Genomic DNA, 26162 nt, shown 5'->3' on the forward strand with positions numbered 1-26162 from the left:
CGAAGAACTCAGCTCAGCCGCAGGCTTTGAGGGGCGCGGGGAACTGCGCGAGCAACCGTCCACCGGCTCGCAGCCGACGAACGACCCAGGGGCGCGGGGAACTGCGCGAGAAGCGGCCACTTACCCGCAGACGAAGGCCGGGCGCAAGAAGGGGCGCGGGCAACCCACCACTCAGCCGCAGACAAAACCCGGGCCAAACTCAGCCCGTACCGGTGGGCTCGGGCGTCAGACCCAGCTCCGCGTCCTCCACCGCCTCCGCTTCACGCCGAAGCAACCGGAACCACATGAACACCACGAACCCGGCGAAGACGAACCACTCCCCGGTGTAACCGAGGTTCTGGAAGGCCTTCAGATCAAGGCCCGTGTTCTGCGGCTTGACGGCCGGCACAGCTGTCATCCCCGAATCCGCCACCGACAGCGTCACCCACGCGTCGTACACGTCATACGGCACCAGATTCACCAGCGACGCCGCACTGATCATCCCGAGCTGTCCCCGCGGCAGCCCGCCCGAGGCGTTCACCCCGTCCGTCCCGGGCGTCTCGGACGCCTGGAGCGCCCCGGCCACGGTGACCTCGCCGGCCGGCGGCGCGGGCGCCGGGCGCCCGGAGGGCAGCCAGCCGCGCACCACGGGCAGCGCCTTGCCCCCGTCGGTACGCAGCAGCGTCAGGACGTAACTGCCGCTGCGCCCGTCCACCCGGCGGTCCGGCACCAGGAACTGCTCCCCGTACCGCCCGGACGCGCTCGCCGTACGGCCCGAGGTCTTCTGGTCGACCGGCAGCAGCTCGCGCAGCGGCGCCGCCTTCTGCTCGGCCGGGTCGGGCCGCTCGTCGGCCGCATTGTGCGACTTCACGCGGTCCTCGAAGCGGCCGAGCTGCCAGGACCCCATGAACACACAGAAGGGGATGGCCAGCACGACGAAGACGTTGATCCCCCACCAGCGGGGCGTCAGCAGGAACCGGTACACACCACCACGGTACGGAATCCCTTCGGGGTCCCGGGGCGCGGGGTGCCCCGGTCGGCGGCCCGGCCCGCCGCCGCGCCCCGCACCGCGTCAGCCCCCCAGATGCCTCCCCGCGAACTCCAGCTCCAGCCGCACCTGCTTGATCCGCTCCTCCACCACCAGCGACCCGTGCCCCGCGTCGTACCGGTACACCTCGTGCACCGCGCCCCGCGCGGCCAGCCGGTCCACGTAGTTCTCGACCTGGTGGATCGGGCAGCGCGGGTCGTTGACGCCCGCCGAGATGTAGACCGGCGCCTTCACCGCGTCCACGTACGTCAGCGGCGACGACGCCTCGAAGCGCTCCGGCACCTCCTCCGGAGTGCCGCCGAGCAGCGTGCGGTCCATCGCCTTCAGGGCTTCCATCTCGTCGTGGTACGCCGTGACATAGTCCGCGACCGGCACCACCGCGAGCCCCAGCGACCAGGCCTCGGGCTGGGTGCCGAGGCCGAGCAGGGTCAGATAGCCGCCCCAGGACGCGCCCGCGAGGACGAGCCGGGACGGGTCGGCGAGGCCGGACGACACGGCCCACTCCCGGACCGCCGCCACGTCCTCCAGCTCGATGAGCCCGACCCGGTGCTTGAGCGCGTCCGTCCACTCCCGGCCGTATCCCGTGGAGCCCCGGTAGTTGACGCGCACCACCGCGTACCCGTGGTCGACCCAGGCCGCCGGGCCCGCCGCGAACGCGTCGCTGTCGTGCCAGGTCGGGCCGCCGTGCAGCTCGAAGACCGTCGGGAACGGGCCCGCCCCGGCCGGCTTCTGCACCAGCGCGTGGATCCGGCCGCCGGGCCCCTCCACCCACGCGTCCTCCACCGGGACCGAGCCCGGCGCCTTCATCCCGGGCGGGTCCAGGACGACCGCGCCGGTGGTGGAGCGCACCTCGGAGGGGCGCGCCGCCGACGACCACAGGTATTCCACGGTCCCGTCGGGCCGGGCCGTGGCGCCCGAGACGGAGCCCGCCGGGGTCTCCACCTCGACCAGCTCGGCCGCCGCCAGGTCGTAGCGGAACAGCTCGCTGCGGGCCTCGAAGCTGTGGACGACGAGCAGCGCCGAGCCGTCCGGGTACCACTCCGCCACCACGTCGCCGGGCAGTTCGAGCGCGAGGTCGGTCTCCTCGCCGGAGGCCACGTCCCACACCATGGGCTCCCAGCGGCCCCGGCGCTGGTGGGCGACGAGCAGCCGGGTGTCGCCGGGCAGCGGCGCGAAGCCGAGCACCTCCAGGCCGAGCTCCTCGGTGCCGCCCTCGCTGTCGTCGAGCTCGGCGACGGTGGACCCGTCGAGGCGCACCACGCGCAGCGCCGAGTGCATCGCGTCGCCGTGCTCGGTGTGCTCAAGGGCGATCAGCGTGCCGTCGTACGACAGGTCGCCGACGCCCGCCGACTCGCGGTGCCGGTAGATCTCCACGGGGGCGGATCCGGGCCGCACCACGTGGACGGTGGTGCCGTCCTCGTCGGTGGAGCGGCCGACCACCGCCGTGCCGTCCCGGCCGAGCGCGAGGCCCGCCGGGTAGGACGGCTCCAGACCGGGCACGGCGGGCTCGTCGTCGCCCCCGCCGAACGGCTGGCGCATCCACACGCCGAACTCGTCCCCGTCCGTGTCGCTGAACCACCAGATCCACTCGCCGTCCGGCGTCAGCACCCCGTCCGTCGTCCCGTTCGGCCGGTCCGTCGCCTGGCGCTGGGCGCCGGTGGCGCGGTCCCATGCGTACAGCTCGTACGTCCCTGTCGCGTTCGACACGAACAGCGAGCGGTCCGGGGCGTCCTCCGCCCAGTCGGGGAGCCCCACCCTGGGCGCCCTGAACCGCTTCTCCCACTCCGGCATCTCGTTCATGGACCCCATCATGCGCCGCCGCGCCGACAACCCGCCCCCGCCGTCCGCAGCCTGTGGACAACTCTGTGCATGAACATGCAGAGCGCCTCGGGCGGCGCGGCTACGGGCGCGGGGCGTCCGAGGAGTGCGGGGCGTCTGAGACGTGCGCGGCGTCCGAGGCGTGCGGGGCCGGGGCCCGGTCGACCGCCGTCGGCGTCGCGGCCGGACCGTCGCCCGCCCCGCCCGCCGCCGCGTCCTCCTTCATCGCCCGCGTCTCGCTCTTCAGGATCCGCAGCGACTTGCCCAGGGCCCGGGCCGTGTCGGGCAGTTTCTTGGAGCCGAACAGCAGGATCAGCACCACGGCGACGATCAGCAGATGCCAGGGCTCCAGCCCATTGCGCAGGAACATCCCGTCGTCCTTCCACTCCTGGCGGCTCTCTCAGCAAGACTTGCTACATTGCGCAACTGTACAACCAAACGGACACGGATGGGGCGTACGGATGGCAGGGAGCCACAAAGCGGGAAGCGCGCGCGGCGGGAGCCGGAAAGGCGCCGTCGGCGTGCCCCGGCGGCGCAGACGCGGCAAGGTGCGCCTGGTGCTGGCCCTGCTGGCGGCCCTGCTCGTGCTCGCCGTGGCCGGGGTCGGCTGGCTCTACTTCGAGCTCAACGGCGACATCCGCACCTTCGACGACGGCGGGGTCTCCGGCGACCGCCCGGCAGCCTCCGCCAAGGGCCAGAACGTGCTGGTCATCGGCTCGGACTCGCGCGCGGGCGACAACGTCCAGTACGGCCACGGCAGCGGTGACATCGGCCGCTCGGACACCGCCTTCCTGATGCATGTGCACGCCGACCACAAACACGCCACGGCCATCTCCATCCCCCGCGACACGCTGGTCGACGTGCCGCCCTGCAAGCTGCCCAGCGGCGAGTGGACCCGGACCCGGCACAACGTGATGTTCAACTCGGCGTTCTCCGTGGGCGACACCGCCAAGGGCAACCCGGCCTGCACCCAGAACACCGTCGAGAAGCTCACCGGGCTGCGCGTGGACCACACCGTCGTCGTGGACTTCGCGGGCTTCGCCAAGATGACCGAGGCCGTCGGCGGCGTCCGGGTCTGTGTGCCCAAGGACATCTACGAGGGCGACCTCAACCCCAACCGCCACGCGCGCGGGGAGCGGCTGTTCACCAAGGGCGTCCAGGACGTCTCGGGTCAGAAGGCGCTCGACTACGTACGCATCCGGCACGGCATAGGCGACGGCTCGGACATCGGCCGCATCCAGCGCCAACAGGCCTTCATCGCCAGCCTGATGAAGAAGGTCAAGGGCCAGGGCCTCAACCCGACCACCCTGTTCCCGCTCGCCAAGGCCGCGACCGGCTCCCTCACCGTCGACCCGGGCCTCGGCTCGGCCGACAAGCTGATCTCCTTCGCCATGTCGATGAAGAGCATCGACCTGCACAACACCAAGTTCGTCACCCTGCCCTGGCGGTACGAGGGCGCGCGCGTGGCCATCGTGCGCCCGCAGGCCGACGCGCTCTTCGCGGCCCTGCGCGCGGACCGCACGGTCGACGGCAAGGACGCGGGCGGCGAGCAGAAGTCCCCTTCCGTGAAGCCCGACCCGGCCCCGAGCGCCCCTGCCTCCGGCGCCGGGGTCTCTGTCGCCGTCCACAACGGCACCACCACCAAGGGTCTGGCCGCCCGCGCCGCCGACATGCTGAAGGCGGGCGGCTACACGGTGACCGGCACGGCGACCGCCGCCACCCAGGACTTCGTCCACACCGTCATCGAGTACGGGCCCGGCGACCGCGCCCACGCCGACGCACTCGCCCAGCGCTTCCCCGGCGCGCTGCTGCGCCCGGCGAAGGCACCGGGACTCACCGTCGTCCTCGGCTCGACGTACGCGGCCGACCCCGCACAGGCCGCCACTCCTGCCGCCACCCCCTCCGAGGTCCCCTCCGAGGTCGCGGACAAGGCCCGCTCGGCAGACGACGACATCTGCTCAGGACTCTCGTACGGATAGTGCTTGAAGGAAGCGCACACTGGTCAGAGATCACGGCCGGGCCCCGGCCCACGGCCTCACCACGGAAGCGCAAAGCCGTTCGTCCGCCGTACGCCCGCGCCTCACAACTCGTTCATTTTCGGCTCATAGCTTCGCCGCCATGAGATCCATGGGACACAAGCGCCGCAAGGCGCTGACGGTGGTGGCGCTGGCCTCCGCCGTCGCGGCGGGCAGTGCCGTCACGGCCAACTCCGCCCCGCAGCAGGACGCCCGCCCGTTCCGGGGCCACGGCCAGGAGATACACAACGTCATCTACCTGCTGGGCGACGGCATGGGCCGCACCCATGTCACCGCCGGCCGTGAGCGCTACTACGGCGCCCAGGGCAAGCTGAACATGGAGCGCCTGCCCTTCACCGGCGCGGTCGCCACGTACGCCGTGGAGAAGGGCACCGACCAGCCCGCGCTGGTCACCGACTCCGCGAGCTCCGCGACCGCCTGGTCCTCCGGTGTGAAGACGTACAACGCCGCGCTCGGCGTGGACGCGTACGAGAAGCGCCGTGCGACGCTGATGGAGCAGGCCAAGAAGGCCGGCTTCGCCACCGGCAACGTCTCCACCGCCGAGGTCACCGACGCCACCCCGGGCGCCCAGTTCAGCCATGTGCTGCTGCGTGGCTGCCAGGGCCCGGTCTACTCGGACGCGGCCTGCCTGCCGAAGAACGCCGACGGCTCGTACGAGAAGGCTCCCGAGGACAAGACCCTCATCACCCCGGTCGCCGAGCAGATCGCCCGCAACGGCACCGCCGACGTCGTCCTCGGCGGCGGCCTCGCCCGCTTCGAGCCGGACGACCAGAAGGCCCTCCAGGCCCAGGGTTACCAGGTGCTCGGCAGCTTCGGCGACCCGAGCCTGCCCGCCCAGACGGCCGCCAGCCAGAAGGTCGCCACCAAGTCCGACCTGGCCGGCTTCAAGGGCAAGAAGGTCGTCGGCCTCTTCAACCGAGGCAACCTGACCGTCGAGCAGGCCAAGGCCGGGCTCCCGGCGGACGCCCCGCAGAAGCAGGAGCCGACCCTCGCCGAGATGGCGAAGAAGTCGATCGACCTGCTCGACGGCCGCTCCAAGAAGGGCTTCTTCCTCCAGATCGAGGGCGCCCAGATCGACAAGCGCTCGCACGCCAACGACGCCGCCCAGACGCTGGCCGAGGTCAAGGCGTTCGACGACGCGGTCAAGGCCGCGTACGACTTCGCGCGCAAGGACGGGCACACGCTGGTCGTCGTCACCGCCGACCACGAGTGCGCGGGCTTCAACATCATCGAGAAGGGCACCTACACCAACGCCGAGTCGGTGGCGCCCCCCGCCAACACGGACGCGGGCAACCCGGCCAACAACTCGACGCCCTCGCGCGAGAAGTCGGGTGCCAAGGACCCGTTCCGCTCCTCCGGCATCCTCAACGGCGCCGGCTCCGGCGACGCCAAGAACTTCGCCCCGGCGACATTCCGTACGCCGGACGACCCGGCGGGCGTCAAGGACGGCAGCCCCGACGCGAGCCTGTGGCTGACCTACCTCTCCGGCAACCACACTGGCGCCGACGTCCCGATCTACGCCTACGGGCCGGGCGCCGAGCGCTTCGCGGCGAGCCAGATCAACACCGAGCTGTACGGCAAGATGTACCGCTCGCTGTTCGGCCGGGCGCCGCGCGGCTGACACGGCAGGGCCGCCGGGCGTGGATGTTTCACGTGAAACGGGACGCACTGTTTCACGTGAAACACCGCCCAACAGCCCGCATCCCACGGGCGGTTGACCTACCGCTGCCGCCCCGCCAGGGGCCGGGGGACCACCCTCTCCCGGCCCCGCCCCGCCGACCCAGGAGTACCCAGTGAACCGCTCGACCCGTCTGGCCGCCCTCGCCCTGACCGTCCTGGCCCTCACCACGGCCTGCGGGGGTTCCGGCGGCGACCAGGCCGACGCCGGGCAGCGGCCCGCCCGGGCCGAACAGGCGGCGGCCCCGGCCGTCACCTTCCCGGCGCCGAGCGGTGCCCCCGCCCCCGCAGCGACCCTCGCCAAGGTCCCGACCAAGGGCGAAGTGCGGGTCGAGCAGGGCCCGTTCACCGACCGGGTGCGGATCACCAAGCTCGCGCTCGCGACGCGGAAGCCCTCCGTCACCGGCCACTTCGCCATCACCTCCGACGTGAGCGACGTCCTCGCGCTGGAGCTGCGCGCCGCGTTCTACGACGAGCGCGGCCGGCTGGTCGGCACCGGCTCCTTCCAGTACGCGGAGGAGGGCGAGGCGGGCGAGGCCGCGCACGGCACCGCCGGACACGCCAAGCCCCGGGCGGAGGGCGCGGGCGTCGACTTCACCGCCGTACCGAAGGGCGCGCTCACCGGCACCCCCGCGAGCGCGGTCCTCTCCGTCCCGGTGCTCGTCAACGAGTAGCCGTCAGGGGCGAGTTCACGTGGCGGTCGCGCCGCTCACGCCAGCCTCCGCGCCAGCGCCCGCCCGGCCGCGCGCCCCGAGAAGACGCAGCCGCCGAGGAACGTCCCCTCCAGCGCGTTGTAGCCGTGCACCCCGCCGCCGCCGAACCCGGCGACCTCGCCGGCCGCGTACAGCCCGTCGAACGGGGTGCCGTCCGGCCGTACGACCTGGGACTCCAGCGTCGTCTCCAGACCGCCGAGCGTCTTGCGCGTGAGCACATGCAGCCGTACGGCGATGAGCGGCCCGTGCGCCGGGTCGAGCAGCCGGTGCGGTTTGGCCACCCGGGTGATGCGGTCCGGCCAGTACGCGCGCGCGTTGCGCATCGACATGACCTGGAAGTCCTTGCCGTAGCCGTTGTCGATCTCGCGGTCGCGCGCCAGGATCTCCCTCTCCACCTGGTCGAGTTCGAGCTTGGGGCCGGGGGAGATCGCGTTCATCCCGTCGACCAGCTCGCGCAGATTGCGGCGCACGACGAAGTCCTCGCCGTGGTCGAGGAAGGCCTGGACGGGGCCGGGCGCCCCCTTGCGTACGCGGGAGAGGACCAGCTTCAGGTCCTTGCCGGTGATGTCGGGGTTCTGCTCCGAGCCGGAGAGCGCGAACTCCTTCTCCACGATGGACCGCGTCAGCACGAACCAGGTGTGGTCGTGCCCGGTCGCCACGATGTGCTTCAGGGTGCCGAGGGTGTCGTGGCCGGGGAAGAGCGGCGCGGGCAGCCGCCGTCCGGTCGCGTCCAGCCAGAGCGAGGAGGGCCCGGGAATGATCCGGATGCCGTGGCCGGGCCAGATCGGGTCCCAGTTCTTGAGGCCCTCGGTGTAGTGCCACATCCGGTCGCGGTTGACGATCGAGCCGCCCGCCTCCTCGGTGATCCCCAGCATCCGCCCGTCGACGTACGCGGGCACCCCGGTCACCATCGAGCGCGGCGCGGGCCCCATCCGCTCGACCGGCCAGTTCTTGCGGACCAGGTCGTGGTCGCCGCCGATGCCACCGGAGGTGACCACGACGGCCTGGGCGCGCAGCTCGAACTCGCCGGACTCCTCCCGTGAGGAGGCGACGCCGCGCGGCTCGGCCGAGGGCACCAGGACGCTGCCACGCACCCCGACGGCCGCCCCGCCCTCGACGATCAGCCCGTCCACGCGGTGGCGGTACTTGAAGGTCACCAGGCCGCGCTCGGCGGCCGCGAGCACCGGTTCGCGGAAGACCCGGACGACCTCGGGCCCGGTCCCCCAGGTCAGATGGAAGCGCGGCACCGAGTTGCCGTGCCCGCCCGCCGTGCCCGAGCCGCGCTCGGCCCACCCGACGGTCGGCGTCACGCGCAGCCCCAGCCCGTACAGATAGCTCCGCTTCTCCCCGGCGGCGAAGTTGACGTACGCCTTCGCCCACTGGCGCGGCCAGTGGTCCTCGCGGTCGCGGTCGAAGGCGGCCGAGCCCATCCAGTCGGCGAGCGCCAGGTCGTAGCTGTCCTTGACGCCCATCCGGCGCTGCTCGGGGCTGTCGACGAGGAACAGCCCGCCCAGCGACCAGAAGGCCTGGCCGCCGAGGTTGGCCTCGTTCTCCTGGTCGACGACGAGCACCTTGCGGCCCGCGCGGACGAGTTCGTACGTGGCGACGAGCCCGGCGAGGCCGGCTCCCACGACGATGACATCGGCGTCGTCACTCACGGCGGTCTCCTGGGGGTAGACGGGGGCGCGGAGGGGGTTAGGAGGTGGCGGTGCTGGTGGTGCCTTCGGTGCCTTCGGTGCCTTCAGTGCCTGCGGTGCCTGCGGTGCCTTGAGTGCCTTCGGCGCTCGGGGTGCTGTACGCGTGGAGCACATGCAGGAAGAGCTGCTCGCGGCGGGCGCGGACGGCCTCGCTCCCGGGGTCGAGCAGGACCTGGACGGCGGTGCCGTCGTGGACCGCGACGAGCGCCTGCCCGAGCGCGTCCTCGTCGGCCACCCGGTGCCCGGTGCGCCCGAGCGCCGCCACGACCACCGGCAGCACGGCGTCATGGATCGCCCGCTCCCGCGCGGCCATCACCCGCCGCAGAGCCGGGTTGCGCAGGGCGTGGGCGGTGAACTCGGCGGTGACCCGGTACCAGGCGTCGTCCACCGGGATGGCCCGCAGCGCGGCCCGTACGGCGTCCTCGGGCGCCGCCGCCGACACCTCGGCGAGCGCGGCACGCACATCCGTGAGCAGCTGGTCCGAGCGCCCCTCCCACATGGCGAGGAACAGCTCGTCGAGCGAGGTGAAGTTCGAGTAGAAGGCGCCGCGGGTGTATCCGGCCCGCTCGCAGATCTGCTCGACGGTGGAGCGGCCGAAGCCCTCCTCGGCGAACACCTCGAGGGCCGAGTCGAGCAGCCGCCGCCGGGTGCGGGCGCGGCGCGTGGTGACGCGCCCGGGCGCGGGCGGGGGCGCGGACGGCTGGGTCCGCGCGGTCGGTGCGGCCATGGGTTCCTCCTCCTGGATACGCGAACGTATCGGATACGTGAACGTATCGACAAGGGGTCTGAGCAGGCACTCCCGGAACTTCCTGGTCGTGTGCCCCGTCGGCCGGGGTGTCTCATATCCGGCCCCCTCGATTCGGCCGCCCCGCCCTTTGTCGAGATTGCGTCCTGTACAGGTCCTGATCCCCGCAGCAGGGTTCTCCCCGGCGGCAGGGCCGCGGCGCCGGGGGACGCCCACCGAGGACGGCGACGGATGGGAGTGGCAACGATGGGCGACTCGCTCGGTTCGGCCGGCGCGGCCGGGGCGCAGGACCCCGGGCCCGAGGGCGCGGGCTTCGCGTACCACCCCGTCGAGCGCGAGCTCATCGTGGTCGTGCGCCCGGAGCTCGCCGCGAGCGGCTCGGCCGACGGCTCGCCGCTCGGCGAGGAGACCCCGGGCTCGTCCGCCCTGGACATGTTCCTGATGGACCAACAGCTGGCCCTGGAGCCGCTGTTCGGCAGTGAGGCCCGGGTGCGTGAGGCGCTGGCGCTGCTCCCCCGGCGCGGCGCCGGCGTACCCGACCTCACGCTCTTTCACCGTGTGCGCGGCGGCGAGGACCGCCTGGAGGAGCTCGCCTCCCGGCTCGCGGGACTGCCGGGGATCGACACGGCGTATGTGAAGCCGAGCGCGCTCCCGGCGACCGGCCCGTTCGGCGCCGAGGACGAGCGCCCCGACGAGGGGCGGCGCGAGAAGGAAGGAGCCGCCACTCCCGACTTCAGCGGCCGCCAGGGCTACTTGGGCCCCGCGCCCGAGGGCGTGGACGCGGCCTGGGCGTGGCTCCAGGCGGGCGGCTCCGGCGAGGGCGTGAGCATCGTCGACGTCGAGGCGGCGTGGCAGCTCGGCCACCGCGACCTCGGGCCCAAGCTCGCCGGGATCGTCGCGGGCACCCCGGTCGAGGACCTGGCCTGGCGCAACCACGGCACCGGGGTGCTCGGCGTGCTCGGCGGCAGCCGCTCCGGCAGCGGCACGCTCGGCATCGTCCCGGAGGCCGTCCTCGCGGTCGCCTCGATCCACGGCATCGGCACGGCCCGGGCCATCACCGGCGCCGCCGACCGCCTCACCCCCGGCGACATCCTGCTGGTCCCGCTGCACCGCCCCGGCCCGCGCTTCGGGTACGCGGCCGACGACGACCAGCGCGGTCACATCCCGCTGGAGTGGTGGCCCGACGACTACGCGGCCGTACGGTACGCGACGGCCCGCGGCGTGGTGGTCGTGGAGGCGGCCGGAAACGGCGCGGAGAGCCTGGACGACGCTCTGTACGAGTCGCGCCCGGACGGCTTCCCGGCCTGGTGGCGCAACCCGTTCGACCCGGCGGCCCCCTCCTCCGGCGCGATCCTGGTCGGCGCGGGCGCCCCGCCGCCGGGCACCCACGGCCGCGACCACGGCCCCGACCGCTCCCGCCTCGGCTTCTCCAACTTCGGCAGCCGGGTGGACGCCCAGGGCTGGGGCCACGAGGTCACCACGGCGGGCGGCTTCTGGAACCGGCCGGGCGAGCTCCAGGGCGGCCAGTCGGAGGAGACCTGGTACACCGACGCCTTCTCCGGCACGTCACCGGCGGCCGCGCAGGTCGCGGGCGTACTCGCCGCGCTCCAGGGGATGCTGCGCACGGCCGGCCTCGCGCCGCTGGCCCCCGAGCCCCTGCGCGAGCTGCTGCGCCGCACCGGCTCGCCCCAGCGGGAGGCGCCGGGCCGCCCGCCCTCGCAGCGCATCGGCACCCGCCCGGACCTGCGCGCGGCGGTGGCCCATCTGGTGCCCCGGCGGATCACCGAGGGCCTGGCGGAGCGCTTCTGGGACGACCTGCTGCCCGACCGGCCGCACGAGGGCCCCACGCGACTGCGTCTGTACGTGAACGGGGCCTGGCGTACGTTGACCGACCCCGGGCCGCACGTCCGTATGGCGGTCCACACGGCGTTCGCGGGCGGCCGCCACGCCGTACGCGTCCGGTACACCGACGACGACGAGATCGTGGGAGTCACGGTGACGGGAGAGAGGTGAACGAGGCCCACGGCAGCCCGATTTCCAGCGGAAGAGGGAAAAGGGAAAGGGAGAGGGAAAGGGGTACAGAGATGACGTCCTTCGCACCGATCGGAATGAGCGGGACGGGGAACGCGCCCCAGCAGTTCGACCAGGGGCAGGGGCAGGGGCAGGGGCAGGGGCAGGGGCAGGGGCAGGGCATGGGTCCCGGCCAGGGTATGGGCCAGGGTTTCGGCCAGACCCAGGGCCAGGGATACGGCCAGGGCGCCGGCCAGGGGCCTGGCCAGGGATTCGGCCAGGGCTTGGGCCAAGGCGTCCCGCCGCACCTCCAGCAGCAGCTGCACCAGCTCGGCCAGCAGCAGCCGTTCCAGTCGCTGCTCCAGCAGTTCGGCCAGCAGCCGGGCGCCCAGCCGAGCCAGCCTCCGTCGCACCTCCAGCCGCAGATGCAGCCCCAAAGCCAGCCCCAGGCCCAGTACTTCGTCGCGTACGCCACCGCCGTACAGGCCCCCATCGCCGCCTTCCCGGGCATCGAGGCGGTCATGACGCTGGTGGTCAACGGGCGCCAGGTGCGGCTGCCGCACCCGAGTCAGTTCGTGATCGAGCGGGTGCTGAGCGCGTTCCGCGACGGCCAGTTCGTCCGGGTCGCCTACGACGACCGGATGACGGTGAAGGGGATCGAGATCGAGGCGTCGAGGCAGATGCAGTAGCCACGACGGACGGCCACGCCGGCGGGAGAGAAGGAGGGGAGGGGGCCCGGGCCACGAAGAGGGTGGCCCGGGCCCGACGCCATGATGCGCCCGCGCGGCCTCAGGGCAACAGGTGGACGTCGTAGAAGAACTGATAGCGCGCCGGGTCGTCGGGCAGGAACCAGTGCAGTCCTTCGAGCAGGAAGACGGCCACCAGGTTCACCGCGACGACGAGGGCCACGAGGGCCAGCACGACCCGCCCGACCGCGCGGTGCGGCGACTCGGGCAGGACGCGGTCGGCGGTGACGGGCGCGAAGGCGAGGACCACGCCCACGGCGACGATCGACGCCACGAACAGGACCCAGGCCCAGACGTACAGATGCAGCCCGAGGACGGGGCTGCCGTACCCCTTGTCGCCGGGCAGGATGTGCAGCATGGTCTGCCGCCACGAGGTGAACCCGCCGCCCACGCAGGCGACGAGCGCGAGCCCCCAGCCGGTCATGTAGTCGCTGCCGGAGATCCTGCCGGTCATGCCGTGCCGTACGACGTACGCGGCCCCGAGCGTGGCCAGCAGCATGAACATCCGCTGCACCATGCACAGCGGGCAGGGGTACTCCCACTGCGCGAACTGCACGGCGAGCCCACCGCACACGACCCCGGTCCAGCCGACGGCGAAGAGGCAGGCGAACCAGTACTGCACCTGTCCGAGCAGCCCGCGCCGCTCGTCGATCGCGACGGGCACGGGGGAGGTGCTGGGCGTGACGCTGTCGTCGGCCATGTCAGTAACTCAGCCCCAGGCCGAGCCCGCTGGTGATGTGGTGCGCCAGCAGGAAGCAGGTGGCGACGAACACCACCCACCACACGGCGACCCCCACCACCCCGCGCCGCCAGATCCCCGCGACGACGACCAGCAGCCCCCCGAAGATGAGCGTGTCCATGGCCGGGACGCTAGCGGGCGGGCGGGGAGGCGAGGGGGCGGCGCGCGAGGAGGTGCCTCGGGCGGCTCAGTCGAGGTCGGTGTATCGGGCGGGCTCAGCCCAGGTCGGTGTCTCGGGCGGCTCGGTCGACGTCGGTGCCCTCCACACCCAGGTGGGGCAGCAGCCGCCCGAGCCACGCGGGCGTCCACCAGGCGTGCCGGCCGAGCAGGGTCATGACGGCGGGGACGAGGAGCAGCCGTACGACCGTGGCGTCCACCAGCACGCTCACCGCGAGAATCTCGACCACGGCCCGTGCGAGGTGGCTGTGGACGCCAGGGCTCGGACATCTCCATGAGAGGGGGGCGGCATGCCGGGCGGGGCATTCGCGGGAACGGCCCGCCGGTGCCGGAGCACGCGATACAGGTGGGCCGCCTACAGATTCCCGTAGACGGCCCACCTGGTGATTCAGCTGTCGGGGTGGCGGGATTTGAACCCACGACCTCTTCGTCCCGAATGAGGGTCGGTTGGCGAGCCTGCCAGCTTCGATGGCGTTTCCACAGGTCGGAAGGGTGGCATCGGTTGGTGCCACCTGGCTGAGAGGGAACTCGGGGAGCGGGTCGGCTCCCAGATGGCTCCCAGGGTGAGTCCCGTCGAGCCGAGTCGCCCGGGGTCTCACATCTGTCCTGGCAGACCCGATCGCCGCAGGGCAGATGTGTTGGGTGCACGCGTGCTCGATGCGGGCCGTCGAGTCGTCCGTGCGGAGGAAGAGGACGAATTCGCAGCCGCCCACCATTGCGTTCTCCTTCACCAGCACCCGCAGACTGGAGATCTGGGCCGCGCTCGTCGCCCGCTTGAGGACGATCGGTGTGGTCGGACTCCCGCTGTTCGAGTCCATGGAACTGCTTGGCCGGGACCGCGTGTTGGCCTGTCTGGACGCCGCCAGCAAGAAGCTGGCCGCGCAGGCTTAGCCGCTGGTCAGGCGACCTGCGCAAGAAGGTTGCCCCAGCCCCACCGAACTCAGGCTGCTGCTATGCGGGCCCAAGACCTCGCCGACTGCTCGGCCGATGCGTTCACGGATCTCGCTTGTCGGCATGTATGCGAGGGCCTGATCCAAGCACTCGGCCGTAGCAGCGAACTGGGCCGCCTGCTGGCGCAGGAAGGCGTCGAGGAAGGGTGCGACGGTGCCTGTGGCGCTGCGCCGTGCTTTCCGTACGTACATCACGGTGAGGGAGAAGGCCCAGCAGGCGTGAAGGAAGCCGTAGACGGGACGAGGAGTTCCCCGCCAGGGGGAGAAGAAGGTGACGTCGGCGGGGAGGCTCACGTCGTGCGCGGCCAGGGCGTCGTTGAGCCAGTTGTGGGCGGCCTCGTGGATGAGGTCGCGGGCCAGCACCTCGGGGTGCGCGGTGTAGTCCGTGAAGACTGTGCTTGGGAGGCGAGTGAGGGCCCAGCTGTGGAGGGTCTCGTCGAGTCGGCGATGGTTGAGCAGGCAGATGACGGGGGCGTGCTGGGTGAGCAGGGCCCCGAAGCCGTGCTCGGTTGCGGAGGCGATCGCGGCACCAACGAGGCCGAGGGCCTCGGGTGCGGCAGGGTTGGTGTCGGGGCCGATGAGGTAGTACGCGGTTTCGGAGATCTCTGAGCGGAGCAGGTCCGCAGGACACGGGCTGAGCACGAGGTGTGGGCCGGCCGACAGGTGGGTCAGGTCTCGTACCGTCGTACGGCGGTACCAGGCGAGGCGGTCCGCGTGCCGGGCGCGCGCCGCGTGTTCGGCGCCTTCGAGCAGGTGGTGGGCCACGGCGTAGTCGAGGGCGGATGTGCCGAGGCGGTTGCCGAGTACGGAGGCGATACGGCTGGTCTGTAGGCGCTGGTGGTTGGCGATGCCGCCGAGGGCGACCGGGGCTTCCGGGGAGAGAGCGCTCATCTGGGGCTCCGGGGGTGGAACGGGGCCGGGCCGGGATGGACCCGGCCCCGTGGCGGGTCAGGACTCGGCGCTGGGCTCAGCGGCGTCGTGCTGCACCGTGGTGGCCAGCCAGGTTTCGGTGGCCGCGTTGGAGGTGTGCGCGGTGGTGCGCACGGGGTCGCTGTCGTGCAGCGAGGCGACTGCTTCCAGGAACTCGTCGAACGTCTTGTCTTCTGCCACTGCTCGCTCTCTCCTCTGGTCGGGGCCGTGGGTTGGGTGGAAGGGCGGCTGCGGGGCGGGCCGCGGGGGGCGGTCATGGCCGCGAAGCCTCCTACTCGGAGACGAGGAGCGTGAGGAACTTGCGAACGCGGCCGGCGCGGACAGGTTCGGTGCCGTGGACGAGCTGGCTGCCGAAGACCACGAGCGTGCCAGGAGCGGCTGCGACGCTCCATCGAGTGCAGGGCATGGTGCGGAACCAGGGGGAGGACATGTCTGTCCCGTCGTGTGCGAAGCGCATCCCCGGGGCGTAACCCGATCCGGCTGGTGCCTCGTCGGCGGACCAGACAGCGTCGTTGCCCGTGGTCTCCACGTAGAACGCCCCACCGGTGTCCTGGATGTCCGTGATCGTGACCGTCGCGGCGGCGATCTGGCGGGGACGGGCAAGGGGATCGGGGGCGATACCGTCGGCATGTGGGGTGATGTACTGGCCGGCCCCGTATTCGAGGTAGATCCACGGCCGGTGGCCCGTGACCGACGGCAGCGTGCGCGTGATCGCGACCATGTGGAGCTTCAGGGCCTGGTCCAGGAGGACGCACGCCTCGTGCGGGACGTCGGTCATCTCGATCCGGCCGGCTGGCTCGAAGACGTCCTGCGCCTCGGCGGGGGAGTGACCGGGGATCTCGTGAATGGTGGTGCGGCGGGCCGTGCCGTACCGGTCGCGCCCGAGGGAGCCGAGCGTGTCGTCCATGACGAGGTTAAGTCGCTCGATCTCATCCGGCTTGAGGAAGCTCTCCACAGTGCGGATGGCCAGAGTCTCGGCTATGTGGATCATTGCCCGCCTCCGCACGAGCAGAAGGGGGAGGGCGGGGCAGAAGCGGCTTCTGCCAGGGCCACCGTGAGTACGTGCACCGCTTGGGCGAGGTCCTCGAAATACTCGGCAAACGTGGTGCCGGCAGCGGGTACGAGATGGAGGTCGAGCGTCGGATAGATCCGGCCGGTCGTGCGGCACGTGAGTTCGCTGCGACCGAGGACCAGCGAACACGCCCCTGGCAGGGAGGACTCGGCTCGGCTGGCGGCACGGCACAGGCGCGCCGCTGTACGCGCGTACTCGGCGCGGTCGCGCGGCAGGATGCCGACCGAGAGGGACCGGGGCTCGGCTCCGGGGAGGTCAGCGTAGGCGTGGCCCTGGCAGCTGTCATAGGTGACGGTGTTCCAGCCTGAGGTGAGCACCTCGACGACCGGGCGGATGCCGGGCTCGATGCCCTCGTACCACTGGGGGTGGTAGGGGTCGAGATCGTCTGCCTCGTGCACGCCGGGGAGGCCGACAGTGTTGATGTTCCCGTTGGCGCTGACCTGGAGGCGTGCGGGCGAGCGGAGAGCGGTGGGGTCGTCCCAACGGGCCAGGAAGGCGGAGACGTGGTGCATGGTGTTGGGGCGGACGGGACGCCGGCGCAACCGGGAACATGAGCTACCCGGCGGGAGGTCTGGCTGGGCGAGGAGGGCGGCGACGCCGTCGATCAGGCGTATGCGGTGGTCGCAGTACGCGTCTTCGTCGCCCGCGGCGGCGAAGCGGAGGCGGACCGCCGGGCAGCCTGCGCCGCAGGTGTCGCGGTAGTCGCAGGTCGTGCACTTCGTGACCAGGGAGCGTGCCTGCTGAAGCAGGGGAGAGCCGCCCTGAGCGCCGACCACGTCCGCCTCGGCGTGTATGTCGCCGAGCGCGGCCAGGCCGGCCTGCGGCCATGGCAGCTCGTCACAGCTTCCCAGGCGGTCATCGGGATAGAGGGTGAGGACGTGGTCGCACTTCAAGTCGGAGAAGTGACAGGAACGGGTCTGCAGGCCTTTCAGACGGCGGATGACGGAGACGACGGGCTCCAGTTTGACGCGGCGGAACAGGCCGTCGGCGACCCAGGGGTGGGCGGCCTCCAACACGAAGTCGGCGTATTGACGAGGCGTAACGGCCCAGGCCGGGCCGGTGGGGCCGATGGCCCTTCGCTGGAGTGCCCGACTGGTCGGCGCACGAGATCCGATAACTGCGGTCGACCGGGTGACCGTCGCGTCGAAGCACGGCACAAGGCTGACCGTCGTCACGGCGGGAAAGGATGCGAGGTGCTCCATGACCTCGGAGGCCCGGCCGAGGACGTACGGGGTGACGGCGCAGATGACGCCGACGCGGCGTTCCCGACGGCCGAGGAGCTTCATGGCTTCGACCACTCGCGGGTAGGTGGGGCGGCCGTCGTAGCCCACTCGCCACGAGTTCCCCAGCGCGTCCCCGTCGAGGGAAATGCCGATCTCCAGTTCCGGGTAGTGCCGCTCGAACAGGTCCAGCCAGGAGCCGTCGAGTTGGAGGCCGTTGGTCTGGAGGCTCACGCGGATGACGTTCGGCTGTGTGGCGAGCGCGTCCAGGATCTCCGCGATCCGTTCCCGGCCGGCGGTCAGGGGCTCCCCGCCGTGGAGTTCGACGCTGAGCGGACGCCCGGAGAAGATCGAACCGAGGCGGTGGACCTGTGCCGCGCTGATCCTCCCGCCGCCCGGTGACTCCTTGCGCTTCTCGAAGCAGTACAGGCAGTCGATGTCGCAGGTCTCCCCGCGGAGCTTGAGGATGACGGAGACGGCCGTTTCCGGCCCGGTGCTCGACAGCGGGGCGTAAAGACTCTCCAGTTCGATGGGCACGGTGCGGGTGACGGGCATCAGAGGACTCCTGGGGAGGAAAGGCGCGGTCTATGCGCCATCGGTGGAGACTGTGGACAGCCACCCGAGAAGCTGTCCGCCGGTGATGGGGATGTGGACGTCGCCGCGGCGAAGGAACCACCCGTCGGCGTATCGCTGCGGTAGCCAGCCGGAGTCAGGCGCGACCAGGTTGGGAGGTTTCTGCAGCGGGTCGTCGACGGGCCAGCAGCCCAGGAGCGCTCTGGCCACGTGTCGTTGAACGGGGCGGAACCACTCCCACTTCTCTGTGTGGGCCGGCTCGATCGGCGGACCGGACGGAGCGCCGGCAAGCAGCGGCAGCCACTTGTCGCCCAGGACCGGATGACCAGCCGCCGCGCACTCGAGCGCGGTGAGGCAGGTCTCCAGCTTCCGGCACACAACGCGGGCGGGTTCGGCCAGGCCGTCCTCGACGAGGCCCGTCAGGTCCTCGGCGAGACTCGCCGCGACCTCCGCCTGGTCGGCGACCGCCCAGCGGCGGTACCCCTGGCGCTCCCTGGGATCGAGCACCGGGTCCCAGCGTCCGGACCCGTACGAGAGAGCGGTGCGCAGACACATGAGGTCGTGCATCGAGGCGCGTACTCGGCGGAACGATCCGAGGTTGTCGCGGCAGACGTCGAAGGAGCGGAGCAGATGACGGAGTTCCTCCGCTTGCTGCGGCGCCACCGCCTGGAGGTCGACACGGACGCCGTCCACGATGCGCGACTCCCACGCCGAAAGGTCGCCGTCCACAATGCCGCGCAGGTCGATATCACTGGCCGCGTGGGCGAAGCCGCAGGCGAGCGCGCCCTCCAGCCAGACCTCACGAGCCACGCCGGAGACGAGCAGCTCCCGGGCGACTCCGTCAGCGATCTCCCGGCGCAGCTGTGCTGATGAGTTCACCTCTGGCCTCCTTCGATGAGGATCTCGTCGTCGGCGGTGATCTCCCTGAGGAGATCGACGGCCCATCGGTCGAGCGCGCCGCGCACGTCGGACCGCTGAGCGCCGATGTGGGGCGATGCCAAGAGGTTGAGCGGCACCGTGGAGCGGGTGAGGAGCGGCAGGTGCTTCCGCTCGACCGGGTCGAGTGCGAGGCCCGAGAGTCCGCCGTCCGCCAAGGCCCGCAGACAGGCGGCGATATCGAGGGTCTCCAGCCGCCCGGCGCAGATCAGTAGGGGCTGCCGCGGAGCGACGCGTGCCAGGAATTCCTCGCCGATGAACTGCCGGGTCGTGGCACGCAGCGGCAGGGCGACCACGTGCACCTGCGACTGCTCCATGAGCGCCGCCTGCGACACCTCCCGCAGGCCGGGGGGATTCGACGGCCATGCCGCGTAGGCCGTGCGTGCTACATGTGAAGCGAGGGCCCGGCCGGCGGCCAGCCCCACCGGACCCGCGCCCCAGACACCCGCGGCCAGGGTGCCGAGTGAGACACCCATGCACTCCTCTTTCTCGTGGCGGCCGAGCATGAGTGCGTGCTGCCCCAGGGGGATCCGCCGGGCCAGGGCGAGAGCAGCGGCGAGGACCCACTCGCCCACGGCGGCCGCCCCGGCCTCGGCGTTGCGGTGCAGCGTGATCGCACGGCGTTGGAGTGCGCTCACGTCGATGTGGTCGATGCCGGAGCCGGTCCGTACGACGTGCCGCAGGCCAGGAAGTGCGTCGAGCTCCCGCTCGCCGAGTCGGACACCGGAGCGCAGCACGACCACGACCGTGTCGGCTGGCAGAGGCCAGTTCAGGTCCAGTAGATCGTGTACGAGGACGTCCGGCAGCGCGCGGCGGATCGCACCCGCATCCGCCGCCCCGCGCACCACGAGGACTGCGCTCATCCGAGGGACCTCGGCTTCTCGTACCGGCCGAAGGCCAGATCACCCTCGCCCGCGACGACGGTCACGGGCGACGGCGCGCCGAAGTACGCGTCGCAGGCGCGCTTCACCCCGGGCAGCCCGTCCCAGGCTCGTGGATTGACCGCCGTGTCCGCGTAGTCGTCGACGAGCAACACACCCGTCGGCACCAGGTGGGTGACGCAGTGCGTGAGTCCCGTGAGGGTCGAGTCGTAGAAGTCGCCGTCCAGGTAGGCGAACGCGATCTCGTCGGGCAGCTCCTTGGGGAGGGTCTCGTCGAACCACCCCGGATGGATAGCTGGCGCCGGTCTGCCCCAGACCGCGTGGGTGGCGCGCACGTCGTCCGGGGACGACCGGAGCTCGCCCGCCGCCAGGTGGTCCGAGTCCTCGGCGCCGGGCGCGGGCATGCCCTGGAAGGAGTCGTAGACGTGGATCTCGCGGTCGTGGTCGCCCAGCGAGTCGAGCACGCTACGGATCCAGAGGGCCATCGCACCTCTGTAGCAGCCGAGTTCCACCACGGCTCCCGGCAGACCGCGTGCGGTCATGTCGGCGAGCTCGCCGACGATCACGCTGAGTCGGTCGGCACAGACCGTCCCGGAGTGCTCCCGCAGCAGCCACTCCCGCAGATCCTTCAACGTCGGATCCATGAGGGTCACCACCTGTCCACGAAAGGGTCGGCGAGCCTCCCGCTCAACGCCGCCGACAGCGGGCGGTTGATCCGGGGCAGCAGGTACACGTCGTCCAGACGTTCCAGCGGAACCCACTCGAAACCCACCTGGATGGGGTCCGGCGGTTCCGGCATGCGCGGCTCGGCGTCGTCCACCTGCTCGGCGAGGAAGTTGAACTGGACCTTCTGTACGTCCCCGAACTCGCCCTGCCACGCTTCGGGGACGTACTCGACGACGCACAGCAGACGCCGGGCCACGACCTGCAGGCCGGTCTCCTGCGCGACCTTGCGGTTCACGGCCTGGCGCAGGTCCTCGCCGACCTGCGCCTTGCCGCCGGGGAGGTTGTAGTGGAACCCAGCCTCGTCGTCGTACGGCAGGAGCAGGACGGCACCCTCACGCACGATCGCCGCCTTCACGGAGACGCTGATCCGAGGCAGTTCGGGCGTCAGAGGCACGACAGCGCCTCCGGTTCGCCGACGCGCATCAGGTCGCCGACCTCCGCGAGGGACCCCGCGACGGTGGAGCGGAAGCTCCCTCCGCGCTGGAACTGACGAGCGGCGGTGCGCATACCCGCGAGGGCGGCACGGCTGAGCTGGTTCGCGTAGATGCAGAGGCGGAAGCCGGCCTCGCCGAGCTCGGCGGCGCTCAGGTCGGGGAACGCCGTGGGCACGCTGACCGGCGGTACGCCGTGGTTCCACGCGCGTCCGATGGCCCGCGCCTGATCACCTGTCGCGTCCTTGGAGTGGATGAGGATCGCATCCGCTCCGGCGTCGGCGTACGCCTCGGCGCGGGCGATCGCCGTGGTCATGTCCTCGCCGGCGATCAGGGCCTCGGTGCGGGCCACGACCACGAGGCCGTCACCGGCGGTCTTCCGTATGCGCCCCACCTGCTCGCACAGCAGGTCCCGGTCGGCGAGGCTCTGGGCACGGTGGGCCGCGAAGCTGTTGCACTTGGGGTACGCGCTGTCCTCGACACACACTGCCGCGGCTCCGGCGCGCAGCAGGTCGTACGCGAACCGCTCCGCCGTGCGCCCCGAGCCGCCCGCGTTGTCGATGTCCACGATGACAGGCAGCTCGGTGACGCGGCCGAGCGAGGCGACCACGTCGGACAGGTCCCGGGGGCCCAGAACGTTGGCGTCCGGTAGCCCGGAGGCAGCGGACACCTCCAGACCGCTCACCCACAGGGCGTCGAAGCCGGCCTCCGCCGCGACGTGCGCGGCGAGCGCGTTCACCGCACCGATCGCCAGGAGAGGGTGCTTCCGCTCGCTGTCGTCGAGGGCCTCGCGCAGACGCCTCGCCTTCGGGCCGTCAGTCATGGGTCTCTCCTCCTGCCGCTTGGGCGGCGATGGGCGGTACCAGCTGTCGATCGCGCAGTACGTCCCAGGCGGCGAGCAGCACCTCGGACCGGGGGCGGCTTGCATCCAGGCGGACCACGTCGCCGAGAAGCGGGAACTGGTCGGGCTTCGTGACCACGGCCTCGTAGGTCTCGCGAACCCTGCTCTGGACGTCGTGCACGTCCCAGTCGGCTCGGACGGCGTCTCCCTGTCGGGCCTGCGCCCGGCTCATCGAGGCGTCGGTCTCCAGGTCCAGGACGAGCGTGAGATCGGGGGCCACGGTGAGGTGCGCGGCCAGCGTCTCGTACGTCTCCGACGCCCTCATGCCGTGCTTCACGGCGAAGAAGGCCAGCTCGCTGAGCAGCCAGCGATCCGCGATCACGGGCCGGGACAGTCGCTGGGGGAGCACGAGGCGATCCAGCGTGGCCCTCTTGTCCGACGCGATTGCGGACAGGTAGGCGTCACGGTTCCTGGCGTTCGGCTGGTACTTGCCGGTGACGATGGCGGCGGCCTGGTCGGCGGCGAGGAAGTTGGTGGTGAGCAGGCACAGCGGGGTGACGTCGTAGAGCCCCTCCCAGAGCCGGAACAGGCCCTTGCGCAGCGTCGTCTTGCCGGTGCCGTCGAGCCCCTCGATGACGATGAACGGATAGCGGTGGTTCATTCGACCTGCCCCGCCCCTGTGCCGCCGACGTACTTGGTGAAGCGGCCCCGCCAGCGGGCGGTGGTGGATACCAGGTCCACCAGCCGCAGCTCCGCCAACTCGTCGATGAGGCGGGGCAGCTCGGGCTCGCCGCAGATGCCGGCCTCGATGGCCCGGCAGTACGCGGCGCGGAGGGCCGGGTCGACGGCGGAGTCGCGCAGCGCCGTCTCCAGCACCCGCGTGGCCATGCCGTGGGCCACGACCCTCACGGCGGTGCCCAGGGCCTGCTCATGGACCGGGCTTGGGTGCGGCTCCAGCGTGAGGTGGTGCACACCGCGGTGGCGGATGACCGCGAAGAAGCCCACCCACCACGCGGCGGCGCCACTGACGGCGATCACAGCGTCGGACCAGGACGCCCCGGACTCCTCGACGAGGAGATTCTGGGCAGCGGTGTCGGCGGCGCGGTGAAGTTCCCCGCGCTGGTCCCGCGGCTCCGCTCCGTGCCGCTGGGGCAGCTCCCACCAGAAGCCGAGCCCGGCGTCCCCCAGCAGCGCCATCGCGGACTCGTCGCTTGCCGGCAGCGGCGACGGGCGTCGGGCCAGCACGGAGACATCGGCGCCCGGCACGTCCGGCAGCGCCTTCTCCTCGGCGACAGCAGCCCGCCATTCGTCGAGATGAAGATGGAGCCGCTGGGTCAGCAGCCCGTCCGCCAGCGCCTGCCAGGCATGGGTGAGCGGCGGCGAACCTGGGGGCCGGGGTGGCAGGGTCAAGGAGGTCACAGGTCGGATCCTCACGTCCGGGGAGTCGCGGCGCGCGGCTCCGGTCGGCGGTGCTCCACCACGATGGCCGCCACGAAGGCCCACGCCTATGAGTGTTTATGAGCCCCATCAGCGGAACGTGCCCGAGTGATCACGGAGCGAGGGAGAATGCCGGCCATGGTCGACAGCGGACAGCGGCGATGTACGCGTTGCGGTGCCCTTCTCAGTCGCTTCAATGCCGGTACACGATGCGCCTCGTGCCAGGACGGGCCAGCCGCCCGACGGGCTGACCCGGCCTTCTGGTGGGATCCGACGGTTCGGCGAGCCGTGGCCGCATGGGAACTCGGCCCTGTCGTCAAGCTGTTCAGGAAGCACACGGGCCTTTCCCAAGCCGGCGTGGCGCGGATGGTCAACATCGATCAGGCCGAGGTCAGCAGACTGGAACGCGGGCTCAAACAGATCCGCGACCGACGCCAGTTCGTCCAGTGGACCGATGCGCTGGGAGTCCCGGAGGAACTGCTCGGGCTCCTGCCCACGGCCGATCCGCACATCCCGGACCCCACGGGCCGACCAGGAACGGCGGACACTAGAGCCCTTGGCTACGCGGCACTGCCCGAAGGGCCGGGCCAGCTTCTGTTGCCCGTCGGCCGGGCCGTCCCGACGACGGCGCTTCCTGTGTTGTCCCTTCCCGCGGCCTCCTTCCTCGGGGACGGCCTGAGGCTCGACCCCCGTCCGGAGCTGGATGCCTGGCGCGCCATGCCGATGCGCGCGCTCGTCGTCGCGAACCGCACGGTGGACGGGGCGGTCCGGCAGTTCGTCACCGACGCCCGGTCGAGCGGCGTCCGCGCTATCGCCTCCACCCCGGTTGACATCCCCGCCGCGTACGAACTGGACGATCTGACCTACGGCATCCTCTGGGCCGTGTCCGGCTTCGAGGCGGCACTTCTCGGCGACGACCAAGCCCTGCACACATCGCTGGCGTCGCTCACCATTTCCCCAGGCTCATCAGCCGCCTCCGACCAGGACCTGACCGAAGTCTCCCGGATGCTGATCGGCTCGGAGACCGCAGCCCGGTACATCCTGGGCCACCGAGACCACCTGGGTGACGCGCCCGTCTTCTGGACCAGGGAACAGTGCGGGGAAGAGGCTGCCACGTGGCTGTTCTTCCGGCACAAATACCGCTACCTGGAACGAATGGCACCCGGGAGTCCAGGCAGCACCAGCGGCCGGGGGTTCTGCGTCCCCGAGACTGCTGTCGCCTCCTCGCCCGCGTACGAGCGCGTCCTGCTCTTCCTCGCCATCGCGCTCATGGAATCCTTCGGCATCTGCACCTGGGTGACCGACGACGGAGGCTTCGCTCACACCGACGGCTTCGCGCTGTCCCACGGGCGCCGGGCCGTTATCGCCTCATGGGTACGGACCGAGGGGGCGTCTCGCCTCGCGGTCACCGCGCGGCCGGAAGCCCTGCGGACGTTCGCCGATGTGACGGGCCACGTCAGCCAGCACTCGGCCACGGCTGCCGGGCAGGCAGGGCAGCGCCTGGCGGCAACGGCGGAGTACCTCGGCCTCGACGCCTCTTGGCTTGGTCGCCGGTGCGCACAGTTGTCGGCGGCCCGTACGGATCGACTTGCCAGGCCCCGCAGCCGGTTGCTCGGTCTCGAGGGGCTGGAGGCCGCCTGCCGGTTCGTGGCCGAGCAGATGGTGATCATTCCGCGTACCCGGACGGCGCCGACCCGATAGCCTGCTTGAACCACTCGTGAGCCAGCGCTCGTCGGCGTCCGGACAGGGAGCAGGAGAATGACGGAGTCGGTCAGGAACGTGGCGGTCTTCTCCCTCGGCGGCACGATCGCCATGACCACGGATCCCATCACCGGAGGCGTCGTACCGGCGCTTTCGGCCCACGAACTCCTCGCTGCGGTACCCGCGTTGGCCACGAGTGGCATCGGTCTCAAGGTGCGGAACTTCCGACGTCTGCCCGGCGCTTCCCTGACCTTCGAAGACCTCACCGCACTGTCGGCCGAGATCGCGGCGGAGCTGGAGACCGGAGAGGTCAACGGCGTCGTCATCACGCAGGGCACCGACACCATCGAGGAGACCGCCTTCCTCCTCGACCTCTGCAACGGTCACGAACAGCCGGTCGTCGTCACCGGCGCGATGCGCAACCCCACCCTGCCCGGCGCCGACGGCCCGGCCAACCTTTACGCCGCCGTGCTGGCCGCCGCCGACCCTGGACTCAGCGGAGTCGGCTGCCTCGTCGTACTCGGCGACGAGGTCCACTCCGCCCGGACCGTCCGCAAGTCCCACACCACCAGCCCCGCCGCCTTCACCTCACCAGCAAGCGGCCCGATCGCGCGGATCGCGGAGAACCGGGTGTTGATGGTGGGCGGCGGCTTGCCGTCCCGCGGACCGCTTGTCGGCGCCCCAGACCGTGAGGCGCGCGTCGGTCTCTACACCGTCACCCTCGGCGACGACGGCACCCTGCTCGACCTGTGGGACGGCAACTGCGACGGACTCGTGGTCGCGGCCTTTGGTGTCGGCCACGTCCCGGAGCGTCTTGTCGAAGGGCTTACCAAGCTCGCGTCCCGTATCCCCGTGGTCCTCGCCTCCCGCATCGGCAACGGCCCCGTCCTGTCCGACACGTACGGCTTTCCCGGCTCTGAGAAGGACCTCCTCGGCCGTGGGCTCATCAGCGCCGGAGACCTCGGCCCGTACCAGGCGCGGCTCCTCCTGCACGCTTTGCTCGCCCAGGGCGCCGACGGAGCGACGGTTCGCGAGACCTTCACCACCGCCTCCGCCCGTTGATCCCACCTCATTCAGGA

At 71.5% G+C, this 26162-nt stretch carries 26 protein-coding genes and 1 pseudogene; 8 read left to right on the forward strand and 19 right to left on the reverse strand.

Annotated elements, in window-relative coordinates; genetic code table 11:
• Positions 1 to 199: 199 nt before the first annotated feature.
• From ABD236_RS32555 to tatA, 3 genes are all read right to left on the reverse strand, one after another.
• Entirely contained in the window at positions 200 to 964 is a 765-nt protein-coding gene (locus ABD236_RS32555) for an SURF1 family protein (RefSeq protein WP_344080451.1), read from the reverse strand.
• An 87-nt stretch (positions 965 to 1051) separates the two neighbouring features.
• Positions 1052 to 2836, reverse strand: a complete 1785-nt coding sequence (locus ABD236_RS32560; protein ID WP_425544006.1) for a S9 family peptidase — start codon at positions 2834 to 2836, stop codon at positions 1052 to 1054.
• Positions 2837 to 2927: 91 nt separating this feature from the next.
• Positions 2928 to 3215, reverse strand: a complete 288-nt coding sequence (gene tatA, locus ABD236_RS32565) for a Sec-independent protein translocase subunit TatA (protein WP_344080455.1) — start codon at positions 3213 to 3215, stop codon at positions 2928 to 2930.
• 91 nt (positions 3216 to 3306) lie between these two features.
• Between tatA and ABD236_RS32570 the strand changes: the two genes are divergently transcribed.
• From ABD236_RS32570 to ABD236_RS32580, 3 genes are all read left to right on the forward strand, one after another.
• Positions 3307 to 4824, forward strand: a complete 1518-nt coding sequence (locus tag ABD236_RS32570; protein ID WP_344080458.1) for an LCP family protein — start codon at positions 3307 to 3309, stop codon at positions 4822 to 4824.
• Between the two features lie 139 nt (positions 4825 to 4963).
• Positions 4964 to 6502 (forward strand): alkaline phosphatase, encoded by a 1539-nt coding sequence (locus ABD236_RS32575; protein ID WP_344080461.1) that lies wholly within the window; start codon positions 4964 to 4966, stop codon positions 6500 to 6502.
• Between the two features lie 172 nt (positions 6503 to 6674).
• Positions 6675 to 7232: a hypothetical protein gene (locus ABD236_RS32580; protein ID WP_344080464.1), complete on the forward strand. Its 558-nt coding sequence runs from the start codon at positions 6675 to 6677 to the stop codon at positions 7230 to 7232.
• A 35-nt stretch (positions 7233 to 7267) separates the two neighbouring features.
• Here the strand turns inward: ABD236_RS32580 and ABD236_RS32585 are convergent, their stop codons facing one another.
• Positions 7268 to 8929 carry an FAD-binding dehydrogenase gene (locus ABD236_RS32585; RefSeq protein WP_344080467.1) on the reverse strand — a complete coding sequence of 554 codons (1662 nt, stop codon included), beginning with the start codon at positions 8927 to 8929 and terminating at the stop codon, positions 7268 to 7270.
• 37 nt (positions 8930 to 8966) lie between these two features.
• Entirely contained in the window at positions 8967 to 9695 is a 729-nt protein-coding gene (locus ABD236_RS32590) for a TetR/AcrR family transcriptional regulator (RefSeq protein ID WP_344080471.1), read from the reverse strand.
• Positions 9696 to 9944: 249 nt separating this feature from the next.
• On the opposite strand from ABD236_RS32590, the gene ABD236_RS32595 reads away from it, so the two are divergent.
• Both ABD236_RS32595 and ABD236_RS32600 read left to right on the forward strand, forming a co-directional pair.
• Entirely contained in the window at positions 9945 to 11726 is a 1782-nt protein-coding gene (locus ABD236_RS32595) for a S8 family serine peptidase (RefSeq protein WP_344080474.1), read from the forward strand.
• A 71-nt stretch (positions 11727 to 11797) separates the two neighbouring features.
• Positions 11798 to 12412, forward strand: coding sequence for a hypothetical protein (locus tag ABD236_RS32600; RefSeq protein WP_344080478.1), 615 nt, complete (start codon positions 11798 to 11800; stop codon positions 12410 to 12412).
• A 100-nt stretch (positions 12413 to 12512) separates the two neighbouring features.
• On the opposite strand, the gene ABD236_RS32605 is transcribed toward ABD236_RS32600, so the two are convergent.
• From ABD236_RS32605 to ABD236_RS32615, 3 genes and pseudogenes are all read right to left on the reverse strand, one after another.
• Positions 12513 to 13169, reverse strand: coding sequence for a disulfide bond formation protein B (locus tag ABD236_RS32605; protein ID WP_344080481.1), 657 nt, complete (start codon positions 13167 to 13169; stop codon positions 12513 to 12515).
• 1 nt (position 13170) lies between these two features.
• A complete protein-coding gene (locus ABD236_RS32610; protein WP_344080485.1) occupies positions 13171 to 13329 on the reverse strand; it encodes a DUF5993 family protein in 159 nt (52 codons plus the stop codon).
• 94 nt (positions 13330 to 13423) lie between these two features.
• Positions 13424 to 13603 (reverse strand): annotated as a pseudogene (locus ABD236_RS32615) (hypothetical protein); the annotation flags it as partial.
• Positions 13604 to 14063: 460 nt separating this feature from the next.
• Between ABD236_RS32615 and ABD236_RS32620 the strand changes: the two are divergent.
• Positions 14064 to 14276 (forward strand): hypothetical protein, encoded by a 213-nt coding sequence (locus ABD236_RS32620; protein ID WP_425544009.1) that lies wholly within the window; start codon positions 14064 to 14066, stop codon positions 14274 to 14276.
• On the opposite strand, the gene ABD236_RS32625 is transcribed toward ABD236_RS32620, so the two are convergent.
• The 11 genes from ABD236_RS32625 to ABD236_RS32675 all read right to left on the reverse strand — a co-directional run bounded on the left by ABD236_RS32625 (position 14273) and on the right by ABD236_RS32675 (position 23364).
• Positions 14273 to 15226, reverse strand: coding sequence for an aKG-HExxH-type peptide beta-hydroxylase (locus ABD236_RS32625; protein ID WP_344080488.1), 954 nt, complete (start codon positions 15224 to 15226; stop codon positions 14273 to 14275). The two genes, ABD236_RS32620 and ABD236_RS32625, sit on opposite strands and share 4 nt — an antisense overlap.
• 57 nt (positions 15227 to 15283) lie before the next feature.
• Entirely contained in the window at positions 15284 to 15445 is a 162-nt protein-coding gene (locus tag ABD236_RS32630; RefSeq protein ID WP_344080491.1) for a hypothetical protein, read from the reverse strand.
• 91 nt (positions 15446 to 15536) lie between these two features.
• Positions 15537 to 16256 (reverse strand): hypothetical protein, encoded by a 720-nt coding sequence (locus tag ABD236_RS32635; RefSeq protein ID WP_344080494.1) that lies wholly within the window; start codon positions 16254 to 16256, stop codon positions 15537 to 15539.
• A complete protein-coding gene (locus tag ABD236_RS32640; protein ID WP_344080497.1) occupies positions 16253 to 18112 on the reverse strand; it encodes a radical SAM protein in 1860 nt (619 codons plus the stop codon). Before ABD236_RS32640 ends, ABD236_RS32635 begins: the two co-directional genes overlap by 4 nt.
• Positions 18113 to 18142: 30 nt before the next feature.
• Positions 18143 to 19009 carry a hypothetical protein gene (locus tag ABD236_RS32645; protein ID WP_344080500.1) on the reverse strand — a complete coding sequence of 289 codons (867 nt, stop codon included), beginning with the start codon at positions 19007 to 19009 and terminating at the stop codon, positions 18143 to 18145.
• On the reverse strand, positions 19006 to 19929 hold the full coding sequence (locus ABD236_RS32650) for an NAD(P)-dependent oxidoreductase (protein WP_344080503.1): 924 nt from the start codon (positions 19927 to 19929) through the stop codon (positions 19006 to 19008). Before ABD236_RS32650 ends, ABD236_RS32645 begins: the two co-directional genes overlap by 4 nt.
• Positions 19926 to 20591, reverse strand: coding sequence for a TylF/MycF/NovP-related O-methyltransferase (locus tag ABD236_RS32655; protein ID WP_344080506.1), 666 nt, complete (start codon positions 20589 to 20591; stop codon positions 19926 to 19928). Before ABD236_RS32655 ends, ABD236_RS32650 begins: the two co-directional genes overlap by 4 nt.
• Before the next feature lie 5 nt (positions 20592 to 20596).
• Positions 20597 to 21067, reverse strand: a complete 471-nt coding sequence (locus ABD236_RS32660) for an NUDIX domain-containing protein (protein WP_344080509.1) — start codon at positions 21065 to 21067, stop codon at positions 20597 to 20599.
• Positions 21058 to 21927 carry an isocitrate lyase/phosphoenolpyruvate mutase family protein gene (locus ABD236_RS32665; protein WP_344080513.1) on the reverse strand — a complete coding sequence of 290 codons (870 nt, stop codon included), beginning with the start codon at positions 21925 to 21927 and terminating at the stop codon, positions 21058 to 21060. Before ABD236_RS32665 ends, ABD236_RS32660 begins: the two co-directional genes overlap by 10 nt.
• Complete coding sequence (locus tag ABD236_RS32670) at positions 21920 to 22606, reverse strand: dTMP kinase (RefSeq protein ID WP_344080516.1); 687 nt, start codon at positions 22604 to 22606, stop codon at positions 21920 to 21922. The genes ABD236_RS32665 and ABD236_RS32670 overlap by 8 nt, the downstream gene beginning before the upstream one ends.
• A complete protein-coding gene (locus ABD236_RS32675) occupies positions 22603 to 23364 on the reverse strand; it encodes a hypothetical protein (RefSeq protein WP_344080520.1) in 762 nt (253 codons plus the stop codon). Before ABD236_RS32675 ends, ABD236_RS32670 begins: the two co-directional genes overlap by 4 nt.
• A 306-nt stretch (positions 23365 to 23670) precedes the next feature.
• On the opposite strand from ABD236_RS32675, the gene ABD236_RS32680 reads away from it, so the two are divergent.
• Both ABD236_RS32680 and ABD236_RS32685 read left to right on the forward strand, forming a co-directional pair.
• A complete protein-coding gene (locus ABD236_RS32680; protein ID WP_344080523.1) occupies positions 23671 to 25083 on the forward strand; it encodes a helix-turn-helix domain-containing protein in 1413 nt (470 codons plus the stop codon).
• Positions 25084 to 25140: 57 nt separating this feature from the next.
• Complete coding sequence (locus tag ABD236_RS32685; protein ID WP_344080526.1) at positions 25141 to 26145, forward strand: asparaginase; 1005 nt, start codon at positions 25141 to 25143, stop codon at positions 26143 to 26145.
• The last annotated feature ends 17 nt before the right edge of the window (positions 26146 to 26162 follow it).

The sequence above is a fragment of the Streptomyces crystallinus genome (assembly GCF_039521265.1).
Lineage (GTDB): Bacteria > Actinomycetota > Actinomycetes > Streptomycetales > Streptomycetaceae > Streptomyces > Streptomyces crystallinus.

Coding starts and splice junctions, on each gene's coding strand:
- ABD236_RS32600 (WP_344080478.1), top strand. CDS start 11,798: ATGACGTCCTTCGCACCGATCGGAATGAGCGGGACGGGGAACGCGCCC.
- ABD236_RS32570 (WP_344080458.1), top strand. CDS start 3,307: ATGGCAGGGAGCCACAAAGCGGGAAGCGCGCGCGGCGGGAGCCGGAAA.
- ABD236_RS32685 (WP_344080526.1), top strand. CDS start 25,141: ATGACGGAGTCGGTCAGGAACGTGGCGGTCTTCTCCCTCGGCGGCACG.
- ABD236_RS32590 (WP_344080471.1), bottom strand. CDS start 9,695: ATGGCCGCACCGACCGCGCGGACCCAGCCGTCCGCGCCCCCGCCCGCG.
- ABD236_RS32635 (WP_344080494.1), bottom strand. CDS start 16,256: ATGATCCACATAGCCGAGACTCTGGCCATCCGCACTGTGGAGAGCTTC.
- ABD236_RS32625 (WP_344080488.1), bottom strand. CDS start 15,226: ATGAGCGCTCTCTCCCCGGAAGCCCCGGTCGCCCTCGGCGGCATCGCC.
- ABD236_RS32670 (WP_344080516.1), bottom strand. CDS start 22,606: ATGAACCACCGCTATCCGTTCATCGTCATCGAGGGGCTCGACGGCACC.
- tatA (WP_344080455.1), bottom strand. CDS start 3,215: ATGTTCCTGCGCAATGGGCTGGAGCCCTGGCATCTGCTGATCGTCGCC.
- ABD236_RS32560 (WP_425544006.1), bottom strand. CDS start 2,836: ATGGGGTCCATGAACGAGATGCCGGAGTGGGAGAAGCGGTTCAGGGCG.
- ABD236_RS32595 (WP_344080474.1), top strand. CDS start 9,945: ATGGGAGTGGCAACGATGGGCGACTCGCTCGGTTCGGCCGGCGCGGCC.
- ABD236_RS32665 (WP_344080513.1), bottom strand. CDS start 21,927: ATGACTGACGGCCCGAAGGCGAGGCGTCTGCGCGAGGCCCTCGACGAC.
- ABD236_RS32605 (WP_344080481.1), bottom strand. CDS start 13,169: ATGGCCGACGACAGCGTCACGCCCAGCACCTCCCCCGTGCCCGTCGCG.
- ABD236_RS32575 (WP_344080461.1), top strand. CDS start 4,964: ATGAGATCCATGGGACACAAGCGCCGCAAGGCGCTGACGGTGGTGGCG.
- ABD236_RS32610 (WP_344080485.1), bottom strand. CDS start 13,329: ATGGACACGCTCATCTTCGGGGGGCTGCTGGTCGTCGTCGCGGGGATC.
- ABD236_RS32655 (WP_344080506.1), bottom strand. CDS start 20,591: ATGGATCCGACGTTGAAGGATCTGCGGGAGTGGCTGCTGCGGGAGCAC.
- ABD236_RS32640 (WP_344080497.1), bottom strand. CDS start 18,112: ATGCCCGTCACCCGCACCGTGCCCATCGAACTGGAGAGTCTTTACGCC.
- ABD236_RS32650 (WP_344080503.1), bottom strand. CDS start 19,929: ATGAGCGCAGTCCTCGTGGTGCGCGGGGCGGCGGATGCGGGTGCGATC.